This window comes from Paraburkholderia panacisoli (assembly GCF_008369935.1).
Lineage (GTDB): Bacteria > Pseudomonadota > Gammaproteobacteria > Burkholderiales > Burkholderiaceae > Paraburkholderia > Paraburkholderia panacisoli.
Window position 1 is genome coordinate 232,205 of record NZ_VTUZ01000004.1, and the last position, 24,281, is coordinate 256,485.

Annotated in this window: 25 protein-coding genes and 1 pseudogene; 16 read left to right on the forward strand and 10 right to left on the reverse strand. The window is 62.5% G+C overall.

Annotation, left to right across the window (positions count from 1 at the left end):
• Positions 1 to 81 precede the first annotated feature (81 nt).
• Together FVF58_RS07930 and FVF58_RS07935 are read right to left on the reverse strand one after the other, a co-directional pair.
• Complete coding sequence (locus FVF58_RS07930; protein ID WP_149669344.1) at positions 82 to 663, reverse strand: alpha-ketoglutarate-dependent dioxygenase AlkB; 582 nt, start codon at positions 661 to 663, stop codon at positions 82 to 84.
• A 204-nt stretch (positions 664 to 867) separates the two neighbouring features.
• Entirely contained in the window at positions 868 to 3,183 is a 2,316-nt protein-coding gene (locus FVF58_RS07935; protein ID WP_246216975.1) for a PA14 domain-containing protein, read from the reverse strand.
• Positions 3,184 to 3,545: 362 nt separating this feature from the next.
• On the opposite strand from FVF58_RS07935, the gene FVF58_RS07940 reads away from it, so the two are divergent.
• Together FVF58_RS07940 and FVF58_RS07945 are read left to right on the forward strand one after the other, a co-directional pair.
• On the forward strand, positions 3,546 to 4,445 hold the full coding sequence (locus FVF58_RS07940) for a DMT family transporter (protein WP_149669345.1): 900 nt from the start codon (positions 3,546 to 3,548) through the stop codon (positions 4,443 to 4,445).
• Positions 4,446 to 4,691: 246 nt separating this feature from the next.
• Positions 4,692 to 5,780 (forward strand): hypothetical protein, encoded by a 1,089-nt coding sequence (locus FVF58_RS07945; RefSeq protein ID WP_149669346.1) that lies wholly within the window; start codon positions 4,692 to 4,694, stop codon positions 5,778 to 5,780.
• A gap of 133 nt (positions 5,781 to 5,913) precedes the next feature.
• Here the strand turns inward: FVF58_RS07945 and surE are convergent, their stop codons facing one another.
• Positions 5,914 to 6,693 (reverse strand): 5'/3'-nucleotidase SurE, encoded by a 780-nt coding sequence (gene surE, locus FVF58_RS07950; RefSeq protein WP_149669347.1) that lies wholly within the window; start codon positions 6,691 to 6,693, stop codon positions 5,914 to 5,916.
• 538 nt (positions 6,694 to 7,231) lie between these two features.
• Here surE and FVF58_RS07955 point away from each other — a divergent pair.
• From FVF58_RS07955 to FVF58_RS07990, 8 genes are all read left to right on the forward strand, one after another.
• Positions 7,232 to 8,377, forward strand: coding sequence for a porin (locus FVF58_RS07955; RefSeq protein WP_149669348.1), 1,146 nt, complete (start codon positions 7,232 to 7,234; stop codon positions 8,375 to 8,377).
• A 197-nt stretch (positions 8,378 to 8,574) separates the two neighbouring features.
• Positions 8,575 to 9,735, forward strand: a complete 1,161-nt coding sequence (locus FVF58_RS07960; protein WP_149669349.1) for an epoxide hydrolase family protein — start codon at positions 8,575 to 8,577, stop codon at positions 9,733 to 9,735.
• 380 nt (positions 9,736 to 10,115) lie between these two features.
• Positions 10,116 to 10,730, forward strand: a complete 615-nt coding sequence (locus FVF58_RS07965; RefSeq protein ID WP_149669350.1) for an HAD family hydrolase — start codon at positions 10,116 to 10,118, stop codon at positions 10,728 to 10,730.
• 117 nt (positions 10,731 to 10,847) lie between these two features.
• Complete coding sequence (locus tag FVF58_RS07970) at positions 10,848 to 11,183, forward strand: ArsR/SmtB family transcription factor (protein ID WP_149669351.1); 336 nt, start codon at positions 10,848 to 10,850, stop codon at positions 11,181 to 11,183.
• Positions 11,180 to 11,632: an SRPBCC family protein gene (locus tag FVF58_RS07975; RefSeq protein ID WP_149669352.1), complete on the forward strand. Its 453-nt coding sequence runs from the start codon at positions 11,180 to 11,182 to the stop codon at positions 11,630 to 11,632. The genes FVF58_RS07970 and FVF58_RS07975 overlap by 4 nt, the downstream gene beginning before the upstream one ends.
• A 39-nt stretch (positions 11,633 to 11,671) precedes the next feature.
• Positions 11,672 to 12,310, forward strand: a complete 639-nt coding sequence (locus tag FVF58_RS07980; protein ID WP_149669353.1) for a glutathione S-transferase family protein — start codon at positions 11,672 to 11,674, stop codon at positions 12,308 to 12,310.
• A gap of 10 nt (positions 12,311 to 12,320) precedes the next feature.
• Complete coding sequence (locus tag FVF58_RS07985) at positions 12,321 to 12,557, forward strand: hypothetical protein (protein ID WP_149669354.1); 237 nt, start codon at positions 12,321 to 12,323, stop codon at positions 12,555 to 12,557.
• Between the two features lie 143 nt (positions 12,558 to 12,700).
• On the forward strand, positions 12,701 to 13,711 hold the full coding sequence (locus FVF58_RS07990; protein ID WP_149669355.1) for an aldo/keto reductase: 1,011 nt from the start codon (positions 12,701 to 12,703) through the stop codon (positions 13,709 to 13,711).
• Between the two features lie 283 nt (positions 13,712 to 13,994).
• Here the strand turns inward: FVF58_RS07990 and FVF58_RS07995 are convergent, their stop codons facing one another.
• From FVF58_RS07995 to FVF58_RS08005, 3 genes are all read right to left on the reverse strand, one after another.
• Positions 13,995 to 14,177 (reverse strand): hypothetical protein, encoded by a 183-nt coding sequence (locus tag FVF58_RS07995; RefSeq protein ID WP_149669356.1) that lies wholly within the window; start codon positions 14,175 to 14,177, stop codon positions 13,995 to 13,997.
• A gap of 93 nt (positions 14,178 to 14,270) precedes the next feature.
• Entirely contained in the window at positions 14,271 to 14,537 is a 267-nt protein-coding gene (locus tag FVF58_RS08000; RefSeq protein ID WP_149669357.1) for a hypothetical protein, read from the reverse strand.
• Positions 14,538 to 14,590: 53 nt separating this feature from the next.
• Positions 14,591 to 14,836, reverse strand: coding sequence for a hypothetical protein (locus tag FVF58_RS08005; protein WP_149669358.1), 246 nt, complete (start codon positions 14,834 to 14,836; stop codon positions 14,591 to 14,593).
• A gap of 209 nt (positions 14,837 to 15,045) precedes the next feature.
• Between FVF58_RS08005 and FVF58_RS08010 the strand changes: the two genes are divergently transcribed.
• From FVF58_RS08010 to FVF58_RS08025, 4 genes and pseudogenes are all read left to right on the forward strand, one after another.
• Positions 15,046 to 15,369 carry a hypothetical protein gene (locus tag FVF58_RS08010; protein ID WP_149669359.1) on the forward strand — a complete coding sequence of 108 codons (324 nt, stop codon included), beginning with the start codon at positions 15,046 to 15,048 and terminating at the stop codon, positions 15,367 to 15,369.
• Between the two features lie 881 nt (positions 15,370 to 16,250).
• Entirely contained in the window at positions 16,251 to 16,853 is a 603-nt protein-coding gene (gene wrbA, locus FVF58_RS08015; RefSeq protein WP_149669360.1) for an NAD(P)H:quinone oxidoreductase, read from the forward strand.
• Between the two features lie 209 nt (positions 16,854 to 17,062).
• Positions 17,063 to 17,215: pseudogene (locus tag FVF58_RS54670) on the forward strand (hypothetical protein); the annotation flags it as partial.
• Positions 17,216 to 17,522: 307 nt separating this feature from the next.
• On the forward strand, positions 17,523 to 17,906 hold the full coding sequence (locus FVF58_RS08025) for a hypothetical protein (protein WP_149669362.1): 384 nt from the start codon (positions 17,523 to 17,525) through the stop codon (positions 17,904 to 17,906).
• A gap of 225 nt (positions 17,907 to 18,131) precedes the next feature.
• Here the strand turns inward: FVF58_RS08025 and FVF58_RS51270 are convergent, their stop codons facing one another.
• Positions 18,132 to 18,587: a hypothetical protein gene (locus FVF58_RS51270; protein ID WP_188130745.1), complete on the reverse strand. Its 456-nt coding sequence runs from the start codon at positions 18,585 to 18,587 to the stop codon at positions 18,132 to 18,134.
• A 623-nt stretch (positions 18,588 to 19,210) separates the two neighbouring features.
• Positions 19,211 to 20,428, reverse strand: a complete 1,218-nt coding sequence (locus tag FVF58_RS08035; protein WP_149669364.1) for an FAD-dependent monooxygenase — start codon at positions 20,426 to 20,428, stop codon at positions 19,211 to 19,213.
• 173 nt (positions 20,429 to 20,601) lie between these two features.
• On the opposite strand from FVF58_RS08035, the gene FVF58_RS08040 reads away from it, so the two are divergent.
• Together FVF58_RS08040 and FVF58_RS08045 are read left to right on the forward strand one after the other, a co-directional pair.
• The gene (locus tag FVF58_RS08040) at positions 20,602 to 21,546 is read left to right on the forward strand and encodes a LysR family transcriptional regulator (RefSeq protein ID WP_149669365.1); all 945 of its coding nucleotides are present in this window, start codon (positions 20,602 to 20,604) and stop codon (positions 21,544 to 21,546) included.
• A 250-nt stretch (positions 21,547 to 21,796) separates the two neighbouring features.
• Positions 21,797 to 22,294, forward strand: coding sequence for a RidA family protein (locus FVF58_RS08045; RefSeq protein ID WP_149669366.1), 498 nt, complete (start codon positions 21,797 to 21,799; stop codon positions 22,292 to 22,294).
• A 64-nt stretch (positions 22,295 to 22,358) separates the two neighbouring features.
• Here the strand turns inward: FVF58_RS08045 and FVF58_RS08050 are convergent, their stop codons facing one another.
• Together FVF58_RS08050 and FVF58_RS08055 are read right to left on the reverse strand one after the other, a co-directional pair.
• Positions 22,359 to 23,333: an alpha/beta hydrolase family protein gene (locus FVF58_RS08050; protein ID WP_149669367.1), complete on the reverse strand. Its 975-nt coding sequence runs from the start codon at positions 23,331 to 23,333 to the stop codon at positions 22,359 to 22,361.
• Positions 23,334 to 23,476: 143 nt separating this feature from the next.
• Entirely contained in the window at positions 23,477 to 24,238 is a 762-nt protein-coding gene (locus FVF58_RS08055) for an IclR family transcriptional regulator (RefSeq protein WP_149669368.1), read from the reverse strand.
• Between the last annotated feature and the right edge of the window lie 43 nt (positions 24,239 to 24,281).

The following is a 24,281-nucleotide window of genomic DNA, read 5'->3' on the forward strand; positions in this document are numbered from 1 at the left end:
TCGCGGTTCGAGAGGTGGAGCAGGGCGCTTTCGACGATGAACGGCTACCCCAGTTGCCGCGCGGTGGCGAGCGGCCCCGCCTCAGCAGGCGAAGCAGCGAAACGCAAGACTGACACGTGGCCCGCACGCACCGGCGAGCTTCGGAATGCCGTGTTCGTGCGTGAATTGCGACGCGTAGCTCATCACGAGACAACTGCCCGGCTCCAGTTCGACATGCATGCTGCGGCCCGCGCCGCTCTTCGGCCGGATCGACATGCGACGGCTCGCGCCGAGCGAGACGATCGCGATCGGCTGCGCGGGCACCAGTCTGTCCGTCTTGTCGCTGTGAAGCGCGACGCTGTCGTTGCCGTCGCGATACAGATTCAAGCCGACCCTGTTGAACGGCGCGCCGACGAGCGCGCGCACGGCTTCGAATGCTTCGCCCAGGGGCGCGGGCAGGTCGGCGGATTCGCGCGAGAAGGTGGCGAGCAAACGCGGAACGGCGACTTCGCGCTCGTACATCATGCGTTGCTGACTGAGCCAGCCGATGTTCCGAAGCGCCTGCTCGAACCATCGCTGCGCGAGGTCGCCCGGGATCGACTCGGGCAGGTAGCGGATGCCGCCTTCTTCATCGCGCAGAAGGGATACAGGCTCGGGAGCGAAGAGGGCTGGCTGGGAGACCATGGCTGAAGCGGCGCTCGGGCGCGCGTTTAGAACAGCGGGGCTGCTCACAGAATAATTGCGGTCCCGCCATTATACTGTGTTTTTATACAGTAAATCTGGGTGCTCCCCCCACATGAAAAAACGCGGCGCATCCAAACCAGGTGCGCCGCGTCCCTCGGCCAGCAGTCCAGAATGGACCGCCAGCCTCTTTCACTAACCCATCCCTCAGCTCGAAGTCACCAGCGAATCGGACGGCACGATCCGCAGCACCCCCGGATTATCGGCCGCCGGATTCGACCACAGCAGATGCATGCTGGCCGGTCCCGTGCCGTGCACATACTCGACCTTGATCGACGCGCGCTGCTTCGCGGCGAGCCGGACCTTGCCGCTCACGGTCGATTGCGACGCGCTCTTCTTGTCGATCACCTTCACGCCGTCGATCCACAGCCGCGCCACATTGTCGCTATCGATCGAGAATGTGTAGGTCCCGTTCTGGGTCGCCTCGATCGCGCCCGTCCAGCGCACGCCGTAGCCGGTCGCGTTGACGCCCGCGGATGCGTCAGGCGAATCGGTGCCGCGCTCGGTGTTCAGGTCGAAGTCGATCATCGGCGTGATCGAGGTCTTCACCGGCGCGCTGTTGAACGTCGGATCGTTGTAGTACCCGACCTGCAGCACCGGCAGTTTCACGTTGAAGCCACCCGTCAGCGCCTGGGTCTCCGAGGTTTGCCACGGATGGCCGTCCGGATAGATCGTCCCCTGGAACGGCGTCGCCGGTTCGACCGTGGCGGGCGCGTCCGGGACCTGGCCCCAGTGGAAGCGCGTGTTGGTGCGGCCGATCATCAGCTCCCACACGATGAAGCCCGTCGTCCCGCCGTAGTTCGCGACGATCCCCGGCATGGTTTGACCCGCCGTGCCCGTGAACCCGCGTTGCAGCGTCTCGGAGTTCAGCGCGCTGACATTGCTGCCGTTCACCGGCCCCGTGTACGGGTTGCCATACGGATGGAACGCGTAGAAGTCCGAGAAGTACGTGCCTTCGTCCTCCTGCACTTGGGGCGCGTTGATCGGCTGCGTCGCGCCCGCGTTCAGGATCGCGATGCGCGCGTCGTTCATCAGCGCCGCGCGGGTGTTCTGCAACGAGCCGTTGCCGCTGCAGCCGGGCTCGTTCATCGTCTCCCAGAAGATCACGCGCGGGTCGTTGCGATGCGGCGCGACGAAGTCGGTGATGTAGCTCGCGAGACTCGCCTTGTACGTGACGGCGGCATTGGACGCGCTCGGCTGGAAATACGCCTGTTCGACCGGCGTTCCCGGCGACTGCACCCACCGGCTGTTATGCACGCCCCAGACCGGCGCGGCCTGCGGGCCGTATTGCGGCGTCGGATTCCAGCAGTCGTCGTAGAAGATCGGCGAGACCTTGATGCCGTGCCGCGCGGCGATCTTCAGCAGGTTCTCGAACTTGCTCAGGAAGGCCACCCGATCGTTGGCCCACACGAGGTAGTGCAGGTACACGGCGATGGTGTTCATGCCGTAGGTTTGCGCGTACGTCAGCTCGCGATTGACGATCTCCGGGTCGTAGTTCTCCCAGAAGTCGATCGCGTTCACCGCGTTGGACGGCGTGTAGACCGCGCCGACCACCTTGGAGAAGTCGTAGCTCGGCGACGTCACGGTCGGATACGTATGGATCGTGATGTTGCTGAACGTCGCGCCGACGCCGAAGCGCCGCAGCCCGAAACTGCCCGACTGGAACGCGGCGGGCAGCGCGTTGGTCGCGTCGTTGACGCTGATCACGCGTTGCTGGTCGAGGTCGACGGTAATCGCGGTGCCGCTCGTCGTCACTTTCAGATGGTGCGTGCTGCCGCCGACGATCGTGCTGACCGGGTACGAGATGAAGTTCGTCCAGTTGTTGTTCTGGCGTCCCACCTGGAGCGAATGCGTGCCCGTGTCCAGCCCGATGTAGTAGCCGGTCAGGCTGTCAGGACCGCCGGCCGTCGGGTTCGTCGTGCGCACGATGAAGCCCGCATTCGCCGCGCCGCTGCCGACCGGCGCGCTGACCGTCACGTCGGCTTCGTACGAGGCGGTCGCATAGGTGCTGGCGAGCGCGACGGTTTTGTCGCCCGCGCCGGTGCCGTTGCTCGGGGGCGCGGGAATCGTGATGGTCGAATTGCTGGCACCGGGGCGCCAGCCGTCGGTCGAGCCGGGCGCGAGGTAGTTCGTGAAATCGCCGAACGACAGGGTGGTCGTGGAAACTGCTTTGGGGGCCGCGGGCGGCGTGTAGGGCGGCAGATTGAGCGTGGGATCGGCGATCACGAGCGGCGGGGTGGTCGTTTTCATTCCGAGCGGAATGGTCCTGGCGGCCTTGAATTCGCTTTGGACATTGGCCGCGTCGGCCTGTGACGCGGCCAAGGCCGCGGCAGCTGCCGACGCCGAGGAATCGACTGCGTTGACCTGCTTGTCCGCTACCGCGGACGCGTTCGGCGAACTATCGTTGCCACCACCGCAAGCGCCCAGCATGGCGAGTGTCGCCAGCACGAAGTAATTGCGCACCTTTGTCTCCTGAGGTCCCCGCTTAATCGATGGTCATAATTATTATTAAATTTGCATACGACTGAAGACCGCTGAATCGAGATGTACTGGTGAGGAAATCGATATGAATAATATTATTAGTTTGAACGACCTGTATCGGTAGATACCCGTAATTGTCGGATAAAGGCCGCCACGCTCCGTGCCGAGGCGCAACGCTCGCGCGTGTGTGCAATGCGCAATGGGTCAAATGCAGTCGAGGTACGGTTCGGCACCCGGCCAGCGGGCATAATCCGCATTCCAGCCGCGCAAGCCGTGCGAAGCGCTCGCAAGATCCTCACGAAAAAACCGGCGACGCGTTGCCTGGCGCGCTTCCAGGACTGCCCATGCCGCCTGTCACCGCTGTCCGCCATACCGCCGTGCCGCTGCGCAGCGTTGCGCTGATCCTCGCGTCGATGTTCTGTTTCGCGCTCGTCGACGCGCTGGCGAAGTCCGTGGCGCTCGCCTATCCGGCCAACGAAGTGACGTTCTTCCGCATGCTGTTCGGCCTCTTTCCGGCGCTGGCAGTGTGCCTTCGCGGCAAGCCGCTGGCCGCGCGGCTCAGGCATCTGGATGTGCGCGGGCAGACCTTGCGCGCGCTGACCTTGCTTGGCGCGTCCGGTCTGTTCTTCGCCGGTCTGCCGTATATGCCGCTCAGCGAAGCGGTGGCGATCGTGTATTCGGAGACCTTGCTGGTCATCGTGCTCGCGCCGCTGCTGCTGAAGGAAACGCTCAAGCCGCGCGATGCGCTGGCGGCAGCGGTGGGCTTTGCCGGCGTGCTGTTCGTGGTGCGCCCCGACGGCTCGCATTCGAGCTGGCTCGGTCCTGTGCTGCTGATCTCGAGCGCGTTGTTCGGCGCGCTGTCGATCATTCAGATCAAACGCATTCGCGCCACCGACGATTCGGGCACCACCGTGCTGTATTTCACGGCGATCGGCACGCTGGTCACGGGGGCTTCGCTGTTCTTTGCGTGGCGCACGCCGTCGTTCGACGCGCTTGCGGTGATGGCGCTGCTCGGCGCGTTCGCGACGGCCGGCCAGTTGCTGATGACGATGGCGTTCCGCCAGGCCGACGCCGGTGCGCTCGCGCCGTACAACTACACGAGCATCGTGTGGGCCGCGCTGTTCGGCTACCTGTTCTGGGGCGAGACGATCGGCGCGATGTCGCTGTTCGGCGTGGCGCTGATCGTCGGCAGTTCGATTGCCGTCGCAATGCGAAGGAAGCCGGAAGAGGGGCCGCTCGTATAGGTCCGCCCACTGTTTGTTCCGCTCTGGTCTGCTCGTGCTGCGCGGGAGAATTGCGTTTGTTTCGGAGTTCAAACGATCAATCGTCGGAAGATAAAATCTTTCCATTTTTCGGCGGCTGGCTCTTTCGGACACATGGCCGCCAGAATCCGACGATTCGCCGTTTGCGGAGCATAAACATCGAATCAGGTGCATCCAGTTCGCGCACACTTTCGTACGTGAGTTGACCGGCCGGAAATCGCGGTCGCGATGGCGGCATCCAGCGCATCGATCGCCACCAACCCTCTGATGAATCCGGACGCGGCTGCTCCGCGCAGACGCGCGCGTTTTACGCTGGGAGGGGGACAGGTCTTGTATAGCGAACCCAGGAAGATGATCTTCACAGGTCTGGTTGTCGGCGCGCTCGCTGCTGGCGGCTATGCGTATGTATCGCAGTCGGGAGGCGACTCCTTGTCGACCGACGAACTCGGCTTGACGCATGGCGGCAACTCGAGGAGTTCGTCGCGCGGCGACATCATCAGCGGAAGGATCGCACGCGGCCCGGTCGTGGCTGGCCGCGATTCGGCCGCGAGCGTGGCCGCTCGTGTACAGGCGGCGCGCAATAGTCTGCTGCGCGACGATGTTGCCGCCGCGCGGGCGCAACTGAATGCAGTACGGCCGGCGCACGAGCGCGACGAGCAGGTGATCGATCTGCAAAAGCAGATTCAGGCGCAGGCGGAGAGGGACCAGCGCTTGCTGGCGGCGGCGCGGGTCAGCGAGGCGCCGCGAATGTCGCCGTCTTCGTCCGCGCCGGTGAAGAGCGGCCATGCGCATGGTAGCCGCAGTGCGGCGCACGAGCATTCGAATCGCGCATCGCGGTATGCAAGGAGCGGCCGTCCGGCGGAAACGGTGAAGACGGTCGCTCGCAATGATGGCGTGTCGAGCGGGAATGTATCTGTTGCGGACGTGCAGGCTGTTGCAAGTCAGCCTGTCTATGCGCGAGCGGCAATGACGCCTTCAGAGAGCGTGGTCAATGCGGCTAATGCTTCCAACGCGTCCGCTGCCCTCAACGCACCCAACACATCACAGGCGATGCAGCAAACGACACAAGCTGCGCAAACGGCGCCAGCCAATCCGCCCGCCGAACCGAGCGCGCAAACCGCGTTGTCGCCGCGCGTCGTGCCACCCGCGCCATCCACCGACCCACTGCCGAAATCGGACAGCGGTCCGAAGACGCGCTCACAGGTCCGCGCGGAGATCGCCCGCGCGCGTGAGGACGGCAGCCTTCCGGCATTCGGCAATCCCGATCCCGCCGGGCCGGCCGGCGCACCACGCGTGATTGGCGCGGCGCGTCCTTGATCGATGCTGTGGCTTCGCGTTGAGCCGGGGGCCTGCAACTCAGCGTGGCCTTCGCGAATGGCAGCCGAGGCGTCCGGGGCGATCGCGTCAGTCGCGATGAACGACGCGCCGCTCAAACCTTCCAAGCCGACGTTTAACGCAGCGACGCAGCGAGCCGCGCGAAGGTCGATTCGTCGGTGCGATCGAAAGCCAGCGGCGTGACCGACACGCGGCCCGACGCCACCACGGCCGTTTCGCTCTCGGGATCGTTCGCGCGCGCGCCGCGCTGAAAGCGCAGCCAGTGATAGGCCATGCCGCGCGGGTCGACCTGCGGCAGCACGTCGATGTCTTCGACGAGTCCCACCCCTTGCCGGGTCGGCGTGAGCGGACCGGCGGCCGCCGCGTCGACATCAGGGAAGTTGATGTTCAGGCAGGTCGGCGCCGCGTGCTCGATGTCGAGCAACTGGCGAATCACGCCCGGCGCAAGCGTGCGCGCGGTGTCCCAGCGCACCTTGTCGCGCGCGCTGAAAGTCTGGCTCAGCGCGAACGACGGCAGCCCGAGCAGCAGGCCCGTCATCGCCGCGCCGACCGTGCCCGAAAACATCGTCTCGACGCCGAGGTTGCCGCCGCGATTGATGCCGGAAAGGATCAGCGTGGGCGGCGCGTCGCGCATCAGATGGCGCACGCCCATCACGACGCAATCGCCGGGCGTGCCTGTCACGCCGAAGCGCCGGTCACCCTGGCGGCTCACGCGCAACGGCGAGTGCAGGCTGATCGAATGCGACGTGCCGCTCTGATCGTGCTCGGGCGCGACCACCCAGACTTCGTGCGCGAGTTCGGCGGCGACGGCTTCGAGCACGGCGAGGCCGGGCGCGTCGATACCGTCGTCGTTCGTCAACAGCACTCGCGGCACTTTGGATTCGTAGGTGGACATCGCGACAAGCTCCTCTCGTTGGGTAAGCAGATGGAAAGCTCATTATCCGGCTATCGGCGAGCGCGTGTCACGAGCGGCGCAACCGGCGCAATGAGCGCACATTCCTTCTGAATTCCTACTGGCTGGACAAGCTTTAATTGGCTGCTTTTAAAATTGGAAAAAGCTATTTGTGATTAAAGCAATAATCGGTGAATTAATTCGCAAACCTTTCATTGCTTTACTGTCTGTTAAATGGAATGGATGATTCCGCTATTTCTTGTAAGGGAGTTCAAGATGGGGAGGTACTCCCTGCCTGCATAACTCGACGAGATCGCCGTCAAATCGGCCACATGTGACATACATGCCAATCACATGCCCGGAATGAGATGTTTCCTGAGTCTTTGAGCAACGTACTCGCGACATTGAAATAATTGGAAATAAAAAATACGCCGAAGTGGCAAAAACACAACGCCGCAATTAACTAAAAAACAGTCGTTGAATTTGTCCGCTATTCTCCGCCGCTCGATGGCATTCGCCACTCGAATCAGGAGATCAATCAATGAATAAATTCGTACTGTCGAGCCTCTCGCTCGCTCTCATCGGCGCCGCGGGTGCCGCTCACGCACAAAGCTCGGTCACGCTGTATGGCCTGATCGACACCGGTCTGACCTACACGAACAACTCCGGCGGCCACAGCAACTTCCAGCAGGCCAGCGGGATGCTGAACGGCAATCGCTGGGGCCTGCGCGGCTCGGAAGATCTGGGCAACGGCCTGAAGGCGATCTTCGTGCTGGAGAACGGTTTCAATCTGTCGACCGGCAAGCTCGGCCAGAACAGCCGCATGTTCGGCCGCCAGTCGTTCGTCGGTCTGTCGAGCAATCAGTACGGCGCACTGACGCTGGGTCGCCAGTACGACAGCGTGGTCGACTATCTCGGCCCGCTCTCGCTGAACGGCACGCAATACGGCGGCACGCTCGCCTCGCACCCGTATGACAACGACAACCTGAACAACTCGGTGCGTATCAACAACGCGGTCAAGTATCAGAGCGTCAATTACGGCGGCTTCAAGCTCGGCGCGCTGTACGGTTTTTCGAATGCGGCAGGCGCCTTTGCCGACAGCCGTGCGTATAGCGTCGGCGCGTCGTACACGTTCGGCGGCCTGGTCGTGGCGGCCGGTTATCTGCAACTGAACGGCGGCGGCTCGACCACCAACTCGGGCGGCGCGGTGGCCGCCGGCGACTCCACGTTCACGGCGGCGCGTCAGCGCACCTATGGCGCGGGCGCCAGCTACGCGTTTGGCGCGGCGAACGTCGGCCTGCTATTCACGCAGACGCAACTGAACGACGCGAGCGCGATCGGTTCGACGGCCTCGGGCACGACGAGCGGCCTGACGCTCAACGGCGGCAGCGCCCGTTTCACGAACTATGAACTGAACGGGCGTTACGCGATCACGCCGGCGTTGACGGTGTCGGGTGCTTACACGTTCACCGACGCACGTCTGAACGGCGCGAGCCCGAAGTACAACCAGGTCACATTGCAGACCGATTACGCGTTGTCCAAGCGCACCGATGTGTATGCTGAAGCGGCGTATCAGCATGTCGGCAGCACGGGCAACTCGGGCATCACGGCCGATATCCTCGGCGTGAGCGCTTCGTCGACCGATACGCAGGTGGTCGGCACGGTCGGTATTCGTCACCGCTTCTAAGCGGGCGCTCTGGCGGCACGCTGCAGAAAAGCCCGCATGTCGCGGGCTTTTCTGCATGCGCCGCTTTTTTTCTCAGCGCGCAGTAACATGCAGACTGCTTTGTGCGCAAACGCCGGCCAGCCTGCAAGCGGCTTTCATCTGCGAATGACTGAATCGGCTGCGCACGCGATCCATCACCTCGTGCCGGATGAGCCGCCATGCAGATAGTACCGTTTGAAATCGCAATTCCCGACCATGCCGTCGACGATCTACGTCACCGTGTTCGCGCGACGCGCTGGGCGCCGGTCACGCCGTCGCCCGCATGGCAGCAGGGTGCGGACGGTGCGTGGCTGCGCGAACTCGCCGCATACTGGGCGGATCATTTCGACTGGCGCGCAGCCGAGCGCAAGCTCAATCAGCAGCCGCAATTCATTGCCGACGTCGACGGTCAGCGCGTGCACTTCGTGTATCGGCGCGGCGAGGGCATTGCGCCTTATCCGCTGGTGATCACACATGGCTGGCCCGGCTCGTTCTTCGAGTTCCATGCGCTGCTCGACCAGCTCTGCGACCCGGCCGCGTTCGGTGCCGATTCCGCCGATGCGTTCGATGTCGTCGTTCCGTCTCTGCCTGGCTTCGCGTTTTCACCGGCGGCTGCGCGGCCCGGCACATCCGCGTTTCAGGTGGCGGACCTGTGGGTGTCGCTGATGCGCGGTCTCGGCTACGAACGCTTCGGCGCGCAGGGCGGCGATCTGGGCGCGGGCGTGTCGATCGCGCTCGCCGCGCGGCATCCGTACGCCGTCGCCGGCATTCATCTCAACTTCCTGCCCGGTACCTATGAGCCCGCGATCGGCGCGGCCCAACAGTCGCTCACATCCGCAGAGGAGAAATTCCTGCGCGACAGGAACGACTGGGTCGCACTCGAAGGCGGCTACGCGCACATGCACAGCACCAAGCCGCAGACCGTCGCCGCATCGCTCAATGACTCGCCGGTGGGACTCGCGGCGTGGATCGGAGAAAAGTTTCGTGCGTGGAGCGATTGCGACGGCGAGATCGAACGGGTGTTCTCGAAAGACGAACTGCTTACCAACATTTCTCTCTACTGGCACACGCAGAGCATCGGGTCGTCGATGCAGATGTATTGGGAAAACCGCTTGCAGCCGATGCGTTTCACGGACGGCCAGCGTGTCGCGCCACCGGTCGGCTTCGCGCATTTTCCGAAGGAGCTGAGTCATCCGCCGCGCAGCTGGCTTGAGAGAACCTTCGACGTGACGCAATGGACCGACATGCCGAGCGGCGGACATTTCGCGGCGATGGAGAAGCCAGACTTGCTCGCGGCCGAGATACGCCGGTTCTTCAGGCCGCTACGGCAACACGCATAGAACGAGCGCTAGCCGCGCATCGCGTTCACGGCTTGCCACACCATCGCGGCGCGCTATCGATGCATCCACGCCGCGTCGCAACCTGGAACCGATGCAGGACACCCACCTGAAAGACGCACGCATCCGCACCCGGATGCGCGAGCGGCGGGCTCGCGTTCGCGGCGCCGGCCAATGTGTATTCGGTCTGGTTACGATTGCGCGGGAATGACTGCGCCATACACGTTGGTGCGTTTTGGAGCTGATTGCATGAGCGGCGCCCGGATTTTTTTGCCACATGTCACCGGCAATTCGTCGCGGCACAATACAAGCGGCAATCGTCCCATACGATCGCGCGACACAGTTGCTTCATCCCTGCAAGCTTTCGACGCGAGGCTCACAGCATGACTGCATTCATCACGCTGGTTCTGTTCGATATGGAAGGCGTCCTCTCGCACTACGATCGCGCGGCACGGGTCGATCGGCTGGCGGCGATCACGGGCCGCACGGCGGAGGCGGTGCGTCATGCGATCTGGGGCTCGGGCCTCGAAGCGCGCGCCGACGCCGGCCTGATCGGCGATGACGAATATCTGCGCGAACTCGGTGCGCTGCTGAACTATCCCGTCAGCCGCGACGACTGGCTCGCGGCGCGTCTTGCATCGATCACGCCCGACGAGTCCGTGCTCGCGCTCGCCGGTAGAGTCGCCGAACGTCACCGTATCGCGATACTGACGAACAATTGCCGCTTGCTGACCGATCACATCGGCTACCTGAATCCGCCTGTGGCTCGCCTGTTCGGCTCGAACGTCTATTCGTCGGCCGCGTTCGGCGCGGCGAAGCCGGCGGTGCAGACTTATCTTCGCTGTCTCGAACAGCTCGGCGCGCCCGCAGCCCAAACGCTTTTCGTCGACGATACCGAGAGCAATGTAAGCGGCGCGATCGATGCGGGCCTACAAGGGTACAAGTTCGTCAGCGCGGCTGGTCTGCTAGATGAGTTGCAGCGTCGCGGATTGCTGTAGCTGATCAGTCGCAATGCGCCGTTGCATCAGCATCGGCGTTCGCAAACGCTCTCGCGCCCAGCGACTCACCCTCACAAAAAACTTGACGCCGCCCGCCGAGCGCCTATAGTTCACCATATGGTGAAGTCTCCAGTCAGTCAACTCGATCGCACGTTTTCCGCTCTCGTGGATCCCACGCGGCGCGCGATTCTCGCGCGTCTCGCGAGTGAGCCCGGCCTGTCCGTGACGGAAATCGCGCGTCCACTGCCGCTCAAACTGCCGGCGGTCATGAAGCATCTCGATGTGCTGAGCGACGCCGGTCTGATCGCCCGCACCAAGAGCGGCCGAACGGTGTCGGTCGAACTCGTTGCCGGTCCGATGGAAGAGGCGATGACGTGGCTCAGGCGCTATGAGCGTTTCTGGTCCGCGAGCCTCGATCGGCTTGCCGATTTTGTCGAAGGGGAAGAGGAATGATCAAAGAGAAGCCCAGCCTGACGATCGTGCGGCGCCTCAAGGCGCCGCCGTCCAGGGTCTACGCGGCGTGGACGCGTCCCGAGCTGATGGCGCGCTGGTGGGGCCCCGATGCGGGGCCGGTGCTGAGCGCGGAGGCCGATCCACGCGTGGGCGGGCACTTTCGCGTGGTGTTCCAGACGCTCGACGGCGAAACGCACGACTGCCGCGGCGAGTACCGCGAGGTCGAGGCGGATCGCAAGCTCGTTTTTACGTGGGAGTGGGTCACGATGCCTGAACGGCGCTCTCTCGTGACGATCCGCCTGCGGGCGACCGAAGAGGGCACCGAGATGAATTTCACGCATTCGCAGTTCTTCGACGAAGCCGCGCGCGACGGTCATCAGATCGGCTGGAGCGGGTCGTTCGAGAAGCTGGACGGTTTGATGGCCGAACTGGCAAGCGCGCAGGCGTGAAGCGCGTTCCGATGATGTCAACGCATATCGAGGTCGAACATGAAGCTCTACTATGCTGAAACGCTGGCGCCCCGAAAGGCTTGCGCGGTGGCGCGTTATTTAGGGTTGCCAATCGACTATGTGTTCGTCGATCTGCGCAAGGGCGAGCAAACCAGGCCCGAGTACCTCGCGATCAATCCGAACGGCAAGGTGCCGAGTCTCGTCGACGGTGCGAAAAATCTCTGGGAAGCCGATGCGATCATCTGCTATCTCGCGCAGCGCGCGGAATCCGATCTGTGGCCACGAAGCGCGTCGCAGCAGATCGACGTGGTGCGCTGGATGAGCTGGAACAGCCAGCATTTGTACCGGCATGCCGGATCGCTTTACTTCGAGTATCTGATCAAGCCGTGGGTCGGAATGGGAGAGCCGGATCCGTCGAAGGTCGCTGAAGCGCAGGGCTTTTTTCGCAAGCATGCGGGCGTGCTCGACCAGCACCTGAAGGGGCGCAAGTGGCTGCTCGGCGACGACCTGTCGGTCGCGGACTTTTCAGTCGCGGTGGCGTTGCCCTATGCGAAGAGCGCAGCGATGCCACTCGTCGAATTTCCGCAAGTGCAGCGCTGGCACGATCAGTTGAACGCGTTCGAAGCCTGGCGCAATCCGTTTCCGGCGCGGCCTGCGCAAACTGCGGCGTACGCGTGAAGGACAGGTCATGTGCTGCGCGATCGTTGCCCTGACGATGACACTGCTGGCCGGTTGGAAAAGCGTGTCGGACACACTCGGCGGGCGCGCGGGACGGCTGCGGCGGATCGCGATCGTGGTCATCGCGATCGGCGCCGCCGCCGGGTCCGCGATGGCTGCGGATCAATTTGCGGCGGCGGGTGAAGGAGCGCCGTCGCTGGTCACGCGGCTGGTCGGCGGATCGGTCTGTGGGCATGTCATCCGGTAGTGGATTTTTCCGCGGCGTAACGGTCGGTGGTGTAAGCGGGATGCGTGCATTGCGCAGGCCACACGACGCACTGCGGACGCGCGTCGCCGGATTGCCGTATCGTACGAGATCACGCGTTTGCTCGCTGTTCGAGGGGCGGGGGTATGGCACTTTCGTCGAAAGCCGATGGACCGCGCGTCGGCAGACGCCGCTTTTTGCGCACGGCGGGCAGCGCCGCGATCGGCGTGCCGGTTTCGCTTGCGCTGACGCGGGTCTCAGCGGCGCAAACGCAAGCTCAAGGACAAGCGCAAACCCACGAGCAAAGCCAACTCGCCACGACGGCGCCGCCGCGCATCGCGCGACGCGTGATCCGGTCGACCGGTGAACTCTTGCCGGTGGTCGGCTGCGGCACCTGGCGCACCTTCGATGTCGGCGACGATCCCGCCGCCCGCGCACAACTCGCCGAGGTACTGCGCATCCTGTTCGAAGCGGGCGGATCGGTGATCGATTCGTCGCCGATGTATGGATCGTCGGAAGCCGTCGCCGGGGCGTTGCTCACGCGGCTCGACGCGCACGCAAAAGCCTTCGTCGCCACCAAGGTGTGGACCGACGGACGCGACGCGGGCATCGCGCAGATGGAAGAATCGCTGCGCCGCTTCCAGCAACCGCGCATCGATCTGATGCAGGTGCACAACCTGCTCGACTGGCGCACGCAACTCGCCACGCTGCGCGACTGGAAAGCGCGCGGCCGGATTCGCTATATCGGCATCACGCATTACACGTCCAGCGCATTTGATGAAGTTGCGTCCGTGATGCGCAGCGAAAAGCCCGACTTCGTGCAGATCAACTACGCCGCCGATGACCGGGCCGCCGAAGATCGCATCCTGCCGCTCGCAGCGGAGTTGGGGATCGGCGTGGTGGTCAATCAGCCGTTCGGCGGCGGCGGTTTGCTGGCGCGTGTCGGCAAATCGCCGTTGCCCTTGTGGGCGGCGGAAATCGGCTGCACGAGCTGGGCGCAGGTCCTGCTGAAGTTCGTGCTCGCGCATCCGGCGGTGACGGTCGTGATTCCCGGCACGGGCCGTCCGCAATATATGGCCGACAACGTGCGGGCCGGCTCGGGCCCGCTGCCCGATCAGGCGATGCGCGCGCGGATCGTCGCGGCGGTGAAGGGTTAGCGAATTGCCCGGCCGGGCCGTATGAAAGCTGAAAAAGCAGGCGTTGCTTCGGATGACAGGCGGGTTGGAAGGTGGAGCTTCATGTCCGCTGTACGGTCCAGGCCGACAGCCCCGTTCGGTTCGCGTCGCATATGCAATACCTCGATTAGGTCAGTTTTTGCGGCGCGTGGCAGCAAACTGACCAGTCACAAGGCGCCCGTACGCGACGAAAGTCAAAGCCCACAGCGAAGAACCGCTGACGCTTTCGGGCGCGGACTCACCTTCTTGCAGATCGCCGATGGCTTCAAAAACCGAGGCCTACGCCGGCGCCCACACCGCCGCCGAAGCTGCCCCCGCCGATGCCGATCCCTATGGCGGTTCGCGGCGCATAGTACCCGGGCTCGTTGCCGTAGCCATAATTGTATGGCTGTGCGACGACGCAGCCCGACAGAGCGACCACTAGAGCCAATGCGCCGAGTCTGATCATGACGTTCTCCCGTTCATGAGCGAGATAGCAATATTCGGTCCCCGGGGCACGTCCCCAATCGGTGTGGTGTTACAGCCGCACGTCAGTCCGTCGTCAGAAGTCGGCGGTTGAAAGCGTTATCCGTTCGCCAGTGGGCGGCAATGATTTCTGCTCCACAGCCTGCAAAAGCCGGCGCTTACCCAGCTCGAAAGCAAGCTTCAATTGTTTCGGGGTCTCGTTGGCTGCGCCGAGTTTTTCACAAACCGTTTCAGCAGGGATCGCAAAGGCGCAGTATCCCCAACCGAAGCCGTAGGCCGAAAACCATAGTGTCGAGTCGACGGAAAGGAGGGGTACCGTCAGGTTTGTACAGGGCTGGTCCATGGCTGTCACTTCCTTGGCCGATAGGGGCGGACTCTGATTTTTTCACAGCGAACTTACAAAATCCCCTGGGTCTCCTTGGCGAGCCGCTCGCGGGTGCCTCTGTCCACGAGGCTGGCCAGCGCTTGACGCCCGTCCGTGAGGGCGGCGTCCTCAACCGGAAAGGTTCTCTCACTGAAGGCAATCAGCTTGAATCCGCTGCCCCTTGCGCGCGGGACAGTGATGCCCCAATGCCAGCCTCCGGCTTGCTCGAAGACATGCAAAACAGGGGCGGGTGGTGCATTAGCCTGAGAAGTCGTCATGGCGCATTCTCCCCTCATATTGCGATCACGGGCGCACGATTGCAGACGCCCTGTTTTCAGTCTACAGGTATTTTGCTGCGCCGCAATATGTCGACCGTGGTAAAAAAGTCAAACATGGAGCGCCACAATTTTGAACAGATTCGCCCCTCATGGACTTATGCGACCATGAGTTGACGACCTTTTGATCTGACATGATTCACGGGGGTTCCATGCCTAACCATTCGCTCATCTGGGCAGCAGTGCCGCACAATAGTGACGGCGTCGTCTTTCAGATTCGTATTGTCCACGGACTTCAACGTTTCCACTTAACGCGCCGCGTGCTCGAGGATGTGTTCGATCTCGAACCAGCAGCTTCGGACGCGAGACAACTCGAACGGTTCTATTTGTATCTGAATCGCATCCTGGCTCAAGCCGGCACGAAGCGGTCGATCGCCAGTTTAGACACGGTTCCCCTTCAGGCCACCGATTTCACCTCGACGAGCAAGGAGCAACGCGAGTCAGGTCGGCATGCAATGGCACGAAGTGCGGCCTAAGCGACTGCGTTCAAGAGGGGCATCAGTCGGATTCATCTGGCGCCCACGCAGCGCGTGGGGCGAGCCGAACGATTACCGCCTCGGCTTGCGTCCGACCCGTCCCTCGACGAATCCATGAAAGTGAAGATCACCAATCGCGCTCGCCCAGGCATTGACCCAGCAGGTCGCGCGAGCCCTTTCAACGGCCGAATCTGCGCGCATGAGACGGCCCGTCGCGACACGCAGGCGAGCAAACGCGTATTCCCTGTGCGCACATTCCCGACGCGAAACGAGCATGTCTTCACGCATCGCTGACAAGTAAAAGGAACGAAAGAAACGTAGCCAGGCAGAACGCGGTTAGCGCCTGATAATGCCAAGGATAGTCGAGCGGCAGAGTGCGCGTCCAGGTGGCACTTTCACGAAGGGCAATGACGGCCTGAGTTCGGTGGCTCGGTCTCGCGCGCGCCGAAGTTCCGCAGGTGGCCATTCATACAGCGGCGCCCCTCAACTAATAGCCCTTCGTGGTGGAGCCGAGTCAAACGGCTTGCCGACAATCGTAGTCGCGGCCCAATAACAATTGACGGCCGATATCGGCCCGTTCAGCTGACAGCTTATGGGTGGTTCGGGCGAACGGCAGATGAAACGCAACGATTCCTTCGATAAGTGAACGCTTCAACAACTGTTCACGAAAAAAGCGCTGCGCTCCACCTCGCCGAATGAGACCAAGATCCCCTATCGGCATCCGCACGGGCCGCCTATTCTGTCTGTTGGGCACGCGCGTTTGATTGCGTGTTTCTGGACTCGGACGGCGGAAATCACGAACCGTCAATAGTACGGATGACGTGATCTCGCCGCTTTTTCTTGCTGATGACCGCTTGATGGCAATGCAACAGGAGGAAGAGATGGCGAAGGTATTGGTTTTGTACTACTCGATGTATGGACATATCGAGACGATGGCTAACGCGGTGGCCGAGGGCGCTCGCGCCGTGCCCGGCGTCGAGGTGACGCTCAAGCGGGTGCCTGAAACGATCCCCGACGAGCAGGCAAAAGCCGCCGGTGTCAAGCTGAACCAGCCAGCGGAAGTCGCCGCACCGGGCGAACTCGCAGAGTATGACGCGATCATCTTCGGAACGCCTACGCGATTCGGCAACATGGCGGGTCAGATGCGCACGTTTCTCGACCAGACCGGTGGTCTATGGATGCAAGGCGCGCTCGTCGGCAAGATAGGCAGCGTATTTGCGTCGACAGGCACGCAACATGGCGGCCAGGAAACCACGATCACTTCGTTTCATTCCACGCTCCTGCACCAGGGCATGGTGATCGTCGGCGTGCCGTACGCGTGCAGCGGGCTCGTCAATATGAACGAAATCACGGGCGGTACGCCTTATGGCGCAACCACACTCGCGGGCACGGACGGCAGCCGGCAACCCTCCGCTAACGAACTCGATATTGCCCGGTATCAAGGCAAACACGTCGCCGAACTGGCGTCGCGGCTCTTCCGTTGAACACTGCGTATTCAGGGCGACGAAGCCAGGCGCGTCAACGCGACGAGAGGAGCCCGCGTGGCCGCCGAAGGTATCTCACGTGACTACCGTGATCAGGCATAGGGTGAGAATGATCGCGCGATACTTCTCGCTCGAATAACGCAAAGACGATCTTTTTCTGGCAGCCCCGTGTGCTGCTGATGGTTCTCCGGGCACAGTCGCCAACTCCCGGCACTGAGTTGATCGGACATCGCTGCTGGACCATGGCCGGCATGGAGCAGTATGCGAGCATGATCAACTTCTACAAGGACATCAGCACTATCGGTGGCTTGCTGCTTCTATGCGCGACTGGTCCTGGGAAATACTCGGTCGACAGGAAATAGTGATGTAGCGCAGACGCGCAGACGTAGCGCGGTACGTGGGATCCGCATGATCAGGGAAGGAGGTCGGCGTCGACGGCGAGTGGAGCCCGTTCAGGGCGCTGAGGGCCGTTGGCTCGACCTGGATCATCTACCGTGGCGATCGACGGCGGCGCGGTCTATACCTGATCATGGCGACTCTGCGGTTGCGTAACGCGACCTCGTCGACTCGCGTTTGAGGGTTTTCCTTAGCCTCCGGGAGGGCAACATGCCGATGGTTGGCCGTCGTCGGACATGCTAGGATTTCTTTCATACAACTCCGGAAACTGCTATGCCGTTCATCTGCGAAAACGTTGAATGTCGTGCCGTGCTGGCTCGCGGGCAGGTCAAATCCAATCACGAGAACGAGGGGTGGTGCTTCTACTGCCCGGACTGCAATGCCAGGAACGAATTGAAAGATATCGGCGCACCTGGCAGTCCTGTCGAGTTGGTTCAGCCAGAAAGATCCGACCTTCCGCACAAGGTAATAGCGACTGCTCGTCCATTGGAGGACGGCAGGTACGCAGCGCAATTGCGCGTTCAAAGGGCCCTCAGTATGAAAGGAACTTACGCGGTCGAAGAGCGCTGGGAACAGCTCGGTGTATTCCTCGACGCGCAAGAGGCCGTAGCGCATGCAAAGTCTATGGCAACAGACTTGCTGGAGCGAAAGGCCTAGTCTCGAGTGGCAGGCTGGATTGCGCCATAGGTATCGATGCGCGGATCTTTACGGCCGCCCCACGACCGTAGATCCGCACGACAACCTGGCGCTGTACGGTGCGCATGCCGTGCAGAAAGCGATTCAGCTTTCGGTGCGCATAATAAGGGGTATAAGCGGATACCGCATCACTCCGAATACTCCACCACACACGATGTGACTGGCTTGAATTGAACCAGCCTTAGCTCACGAAGCACCACTGGCAGCGAGCTTGACAAATAGTCTGGCTGCTTCATTGCCATGGGACAGAGCGCGCAGTGCGAGGGAGAGCGCGAGTTGTGCGTCGTGGGAGACCGCGCTGCGATCCTGGTCGAAGAGCTTGACGGCGTGGCGCATATGCTGCGCCGCCTGCGTGTGAAGCTCCACGGCCGCCGCATGATGTTTTGCCACGTCGGCGGCACTTACGCCTGCGCCGGTCGATGGAGGCATCGCCGGCGTATTGGCGCTGTGCGCGCCAGCGTCGTGTGCCTCATCGATCGCATGCAAGGTGTGGCCATGGGCCATCATCGCCTGATGCGCGGCGTGGGCAAAATCTCGACCGTCCTCGAAATGCCGCGACGCCTCGCGGTGATGGCGCGCGGCCTGCTCGTGGTGTGACGCCGCGGCTTCGAGATGACCTTTCTTGCTGTGCTTCGTGCTCATGCAGGCTCCTGTGTAACTTCAGGACTGACTCCGATGGCGACCGATTCGAACACACAGTGGCGGATCGCAAACTACAAGATCCTAATCTACACGTACTTGCGCCTTCTGTGGCATTTGCGTCTCGCGGAAAATCGGCATCACGTTCGGCCTGCTTTTAGAACTGGGTTCTTGTGGTGACCGTGCGTATTGGGCCGCGCGAACCGAACGTTAGCGAGGCGCTCAAGTTTTCTGAGTCGTGTCGAAAAGAGGAAAGGGCGTCTTGTACCGATGTGGCATTGAACTCAAATTTCTCGAAGGGTAACCCGCGATTACGCTTTCTCCTTTGGCAATTACCCTTGGCGCTAACTGGGTGCGCAAGCACGAGTCAAACACAAAGGAAACCCGACTGACTCACGAGGGTCGACCTGCACCGGTCGGACGTGCACCAATGAGAAGAGGGCGTCAGGCGCCCGGGGACTACGTGTCTGAGCCGGGCGATCCAGTCCAACTTCACATCGTCCTCGTCCGGGCACGATCACCCGTGCCCGACCTTCCATGGTCACACGTCTTGATACTGCCTGACACGCTGGAGCACGCCACGCAGCGGCATTGACACCCGGAGGAATCGATCGAGCACGGCCGGCTCAAAGCCAGGTGCCACCCTGACGTTCACTCGGCTCTTCCGTGAGGGCGTCGAAATCGTGAATCCACTCCAGGTGATGAAGCACGCGGTCGCGCGCGCCGAGGCGGGCATTGCGCGCCTGCGCGGCCGGCCCGTCGGGCAGATGGAGCACGTCCGCAGTGGCTATCGACGCGTACTGCACCTTGCGCGTGCGGCCCCGGCGCAGACGCTCGTAGGCTTCCTGCGCCTCGCGCCAATTGCCTGGACCGGCCTTGGCCAACTGCGCGGCCAGCACCACGGCGTCCTCGATCGACTGGTTGGCGCCCTGACCGTGATGCGGCACGAGCGCATGCGCGGCATCGCCGATCAGAGTCACGCGGCCTTTGCTCCAGCGGCCGAGCGGGGGACGGTGAAACAGGCCCCAGCGCTGACTGATCGGCACAGCCGTGATCATCTGCACGACGGCCGGATGCCAATCCTTGAAGAGGCGCAGTTGCTCGCCCTCGCTGGCGGGCATGACCCATTCGCGCGACGGCCACGGCGACGGATGACGCTCGACCAGCAGGAAATTCTGGTCGCCTTTGTCGCCGATCGGATAGTGCAGCAGATGACCACCGGGCCCGACCCAGAACTGGATGGTCTCTGGATCGGGCAACAGGTCCATGCGCCCGGCCGGCACTACGCCACGAAAGCCCGAGCAACCCGAATACAGGACGTCGTCATAGCCGAGCATCCAGCGCCGTGTGATCGAGCGCGCCCCGTCGGCGCCGATCACGAGATCGGCGTCGACGCGCTGACCGTTGTCGAACGCCAAACTCACGCGATCGGGGTGCTGCACGAGATCGACCAGCCGATGGCTGAGCTTGATGCGCTCGAGGCCGACAGCCTTGGACAGCACCTCCTGCAGATCGGCGCGATGAACGCCCCAGTACGAGCCGCCGAACTGCTCGCGATAGCCAGGGTTGCCGCGATGATGGCCAATGACCGCGCCGCTGCGTCCGTCGCGATAGATGAGGCCCGGTACCTCGGCGCACACCTTTTCGAAGGCCGAACGTAGTCCCAGGCGCTCGTAGAAGCGTGTCGCGTTAGCCGAGAGCGCGACGGCCGCTCCCACCTCGCGCAGTTCATCGGTCTGCTCGTAGAGTTGCGCATCGATTCCGTGCTCGCGCAGCGCGAGCGCAAGCGTAAGGCCGCCGATGCCGGCGCCGACGATCGCAATCTTTAGATCCATCACCTTCATGAACGTGTCTCCAATATCCGGGTTTATAGGTTGGGGTTGCTGCGGCAGAGGCCGGCAACGCGTCAATGCGTGTACCGTGTCAGTATTTTCAGCACTAGACCTTCATTCTTCAATAAGATGAAATGAATCTTCTTCATCACTGAATTGAATGAGCTTCCCGCTATGCCAAAGTCATGGAACTGAGCGACGTCGACCTCAATCTGTTGCTGCTCTTCCAGCGGCTGATGCAGGAGCGGCGCGTGGCGACCGTCGCCGAGCAGATGAACATGAGCCAGCCTGGCGTCAGCAATGCGCTCGCCAAGCTGCGCCGCCGGCTTGGCGATCCGCTGTTCGTGCGCGGGCCGCGCGGTGTGGTTCCCACGCCGTTTGCGCTGCGCCTGGCGGAACCGGTCTCGCAGGCACTCGCGACCCTGCACGCTGCGCTCAATCCGGTGACCGGCTTCGATCCGCTACGCGCCACGCGCACCATGACGATCGGCATGACCGATATCGGCGAAGTCGTATTCCTGCCCGCGCTGCTCGAACGACTGTCGCGCGTAGCGCCTGGCGTCGCACTGAATACGGTCCGCGATACAAGCGTCAATCTGAGCAACGAGATGGCCGACGGCCGAGTCGATCTGGCCATCGGCTTGCTGCCGCAACTCAAAGGCGGTTTCTATCAGCGCCGCCTGTTTGATCAGCGCTATGTGTGTCTGTTCAGGCGCGGCCATCCGCTCGAAGACGCACCGCTCACGCTCGCCGCCTGGCGCGAGGCCGAGCATCTGGTAGTCGTGTCGGCCGGCACCGGCCACGGTCAGGTGGACGAATGGCTGAAACGGCGCGGCGTACGGCGTCAGGTGCGACTGACGGTGCCGCACTTCATGAGCGTGGGCTATATCCTGCAACGCACCAATCTGATCGCCACGGTGCCGGAGCGACTTGCGCTGCAACTGGCAACCCCTTTCTCACTCAGCCTGCGCGCGTTGCCCATGACGCTGCCCGCCGCGCCGATCCATTTGCTCTGGCATGCGCGAGTCCAGCAGGACGAAGGCAATCGCTGGCTGCGCGGGGTAGTGATCGACCTGTTTGCGGACACGCCAACGGATGTGCGCAAAGGAAGGCTCACGCAAAAGAAATAGTGCTTGTGGTCGGAAGGATCAATCCGCATCGATCCCCGCCGATCGTGGCAATGAACGGTCGGCGGGGATGACTGTTCGCATGGCCCCCGGCTGACACGTTCTCTGCGCCGGCGAATCTGTGCGCAGGTATCTTCGTCGGAGCCCCTTAACGACGGGGCCGATCCACTTGGATTTCGCGATCGGCGGGTCACACCTTGTAAAGCCGACTGCCAGCATCTAACGTTCATCCCAGGATTCTGAGGAGACGGCCATGGGAAGGATCGAAGCAAAGCTGGCGGAAATGGGCTTGACGTTACCGTCGGCGCTACAGATGCCTGCAAACGTCAACATGTCATTGCCATTTGCATGGGTGCGCGTGAGCGGCACACGAGCTTTTGTCTCAGGACACGTGCCGCTCAACGTCGACGGGACGATTGCACAACCAGTAGGTAAAGTCGGCGCGGAGGTGTCGCCAGACGAAGGCTACGCAGCAGCACGTCTTGTGGCGCTTGCACAGTTGGCAAGTCTTCAGAAGGCGCTTGGGGACCTGGATCGCATTACGGCCTGGGTACGCGTCTTTGCAATGGTCAACATAGCGCCCGGTTTCGACCAGATGCCACGGATCGCAAATGGCTTCTCGGACCTGATCCTTGAACTTTTCGGGCCGGACATTGGAATGCATGCCCGGTCGGCGGTCGGCGTCGCGCTCCCTTTGAACGTGCCCGTCGAATGTGAAGCGGAGGTCGAGATTGACGGACGGCATCTGTAATTCAGGAGTACGGCGGAGCCTTGGTCTCCTAAGCAATCGCATGCGCCTGTAGTCGAGATGTTTACTATCGCAGCGTTGCCTCGAAAAACTGCACCACATCGGAGTTGAATTGTTCATGGAACGCCGCGCGGTCGAAGCCCGGCTGACTGTTGCAGACTTCCGGCGTCTTTCTGGACAGGCGCGCATCGCACGGTGGCAGGAAGTCGTAATGGCCTGCGTTGGCGACCACGTGATACTCGGGCGCTCGGGGCAGGTCGGCGCGTACCGCCTCTTCATAATAGGGATGCGGCTGATGACGATCGTCGGCAGCTCGCCAGAGCTGGATCGGGGCGCGTACGCTGCCTAGCCCTGCGCGGCCGAAGGCGAAGCCGAACGCGGGCGCAGCGATGACTACGGCCCTGATGCGTGGATCGTGGACCCAGGCGCTGGCGGGAACATCCGCGCCGGAATGGGGATCGACGCCGGCATGCTTCAGGGCCTCGCACAGGTCATGATCCGGGTGGGCCTCGCAATACGGGGCGATCTTCGAAAGGTCCGGGATCCCGCCTGCGGCCACGAGCACGGTGAAGCCGCCGTTGGAAAAACCGAACGCGCCGACGCGGGCCGCATCCAGCCGCCCGTGCCAACGCCACTCGTCGAGCATGTAGTCAACCAGCCGTTGAAGCTGGGCGGGACGGCGCCACAGTTGCAAGACGCGGCTCTGGTCATCGAAAGTGTCGCCGGCGTGACTGACCGCCGCCGCCACGAAGCCCGCGTGAGCCAACGCGAGAGCCGTATCGTAATGACCGTCGTACCATCCTCCGCCGCCGTGCGACATCACCACCAGCGGCAGGCGACGACCGGCGATCGCAGCGTCCGGCGCCACAGTCTGGGTGAAATTGCCCAAGGAATGCGGTGTCGCCGGTGCGTTAGTCGGATACCAGATGCCGACCGTGAGCGGCGGCTCCGCGCCATTCGCTACCTTGACCTCCTCAAAACCGACATCGGCGGCGAGGACAGGCGCGGCAGCCAGGGCAAAGAAAGCGATGATCATGGCCATCAATCTCACGGTGGTCTCCTTTGCTGTCGTCGCTCTCACCGAACGGTATCGAGTAAGCGCCGAGCCCCTATCTGCGACAGCAAACAGCATGGTCAGAGCAGACCGTGCAAGAAGCAATCGGCAAGACCGGATGCGCTCGGCATCTACAGGCGCACATAAGGTTGCGACAACGCCTTCGACGACCTGATGAGGTCTTCCAGCATCATCGCGCGCTTGTCCGGATGCGTGTCCCGGCTTGTCATGAAGCAGAGCGCTGCGACGGGGAGACCCGCGCGGTCGCGGATAGGCGCCGCCATGCAGAGTCGAAAAGTGTGGGATAGACCCTCGGTGCAACAGTATCCCAGGTCAGCGGCCCGCTCGACATCGGAAAGAAAATCCCGGAATTCAATGCGTCTGCCGTTGTCGAGGATAAAGTCCTCGTCCGGGATCAAGCTGCGAATTTCCTCCGCCTTCATATGGGCGAGCAGCAGGCGGCCCGAAGCGGTCCATGGAATCGGCACCTTCACGCCGATGTCGGAACTGATGTTGAATGGTCGCGAGCTGTTCTCCGACAGGACCACGGTGTACTTGTTGCCTTCTAGCATGCACAACTGCGCGGTTTCGTCGTGCGTCCGGACGAGCGCAAGGATCGCCTGGTGGGCGCGGCTGATCAGATCGTTATGGACGGCATAGTCGGAGCCGTAGTAGTGCATCTCGCGGCCGAAAAACACGCTCCCGTCCGCCGTTGTCTCGAGCCATCCGGCTTCAGTGAGCATGGTGACCAGTTCGTAGATACTCGAGCGCGGCGCGCCGGTTGCTTCAATCAGTTCGCGCATCGCCATCGGACGCCGCGCGATATGCAATTGCTTGAGAATGCCGATGACGCGGTCAACTCCCCTGGCCCTCGATGATTCTGGTGCGGACATTCCATCAACTCCGTCGGCGATAGCAATCGCGATCTATTTTTTG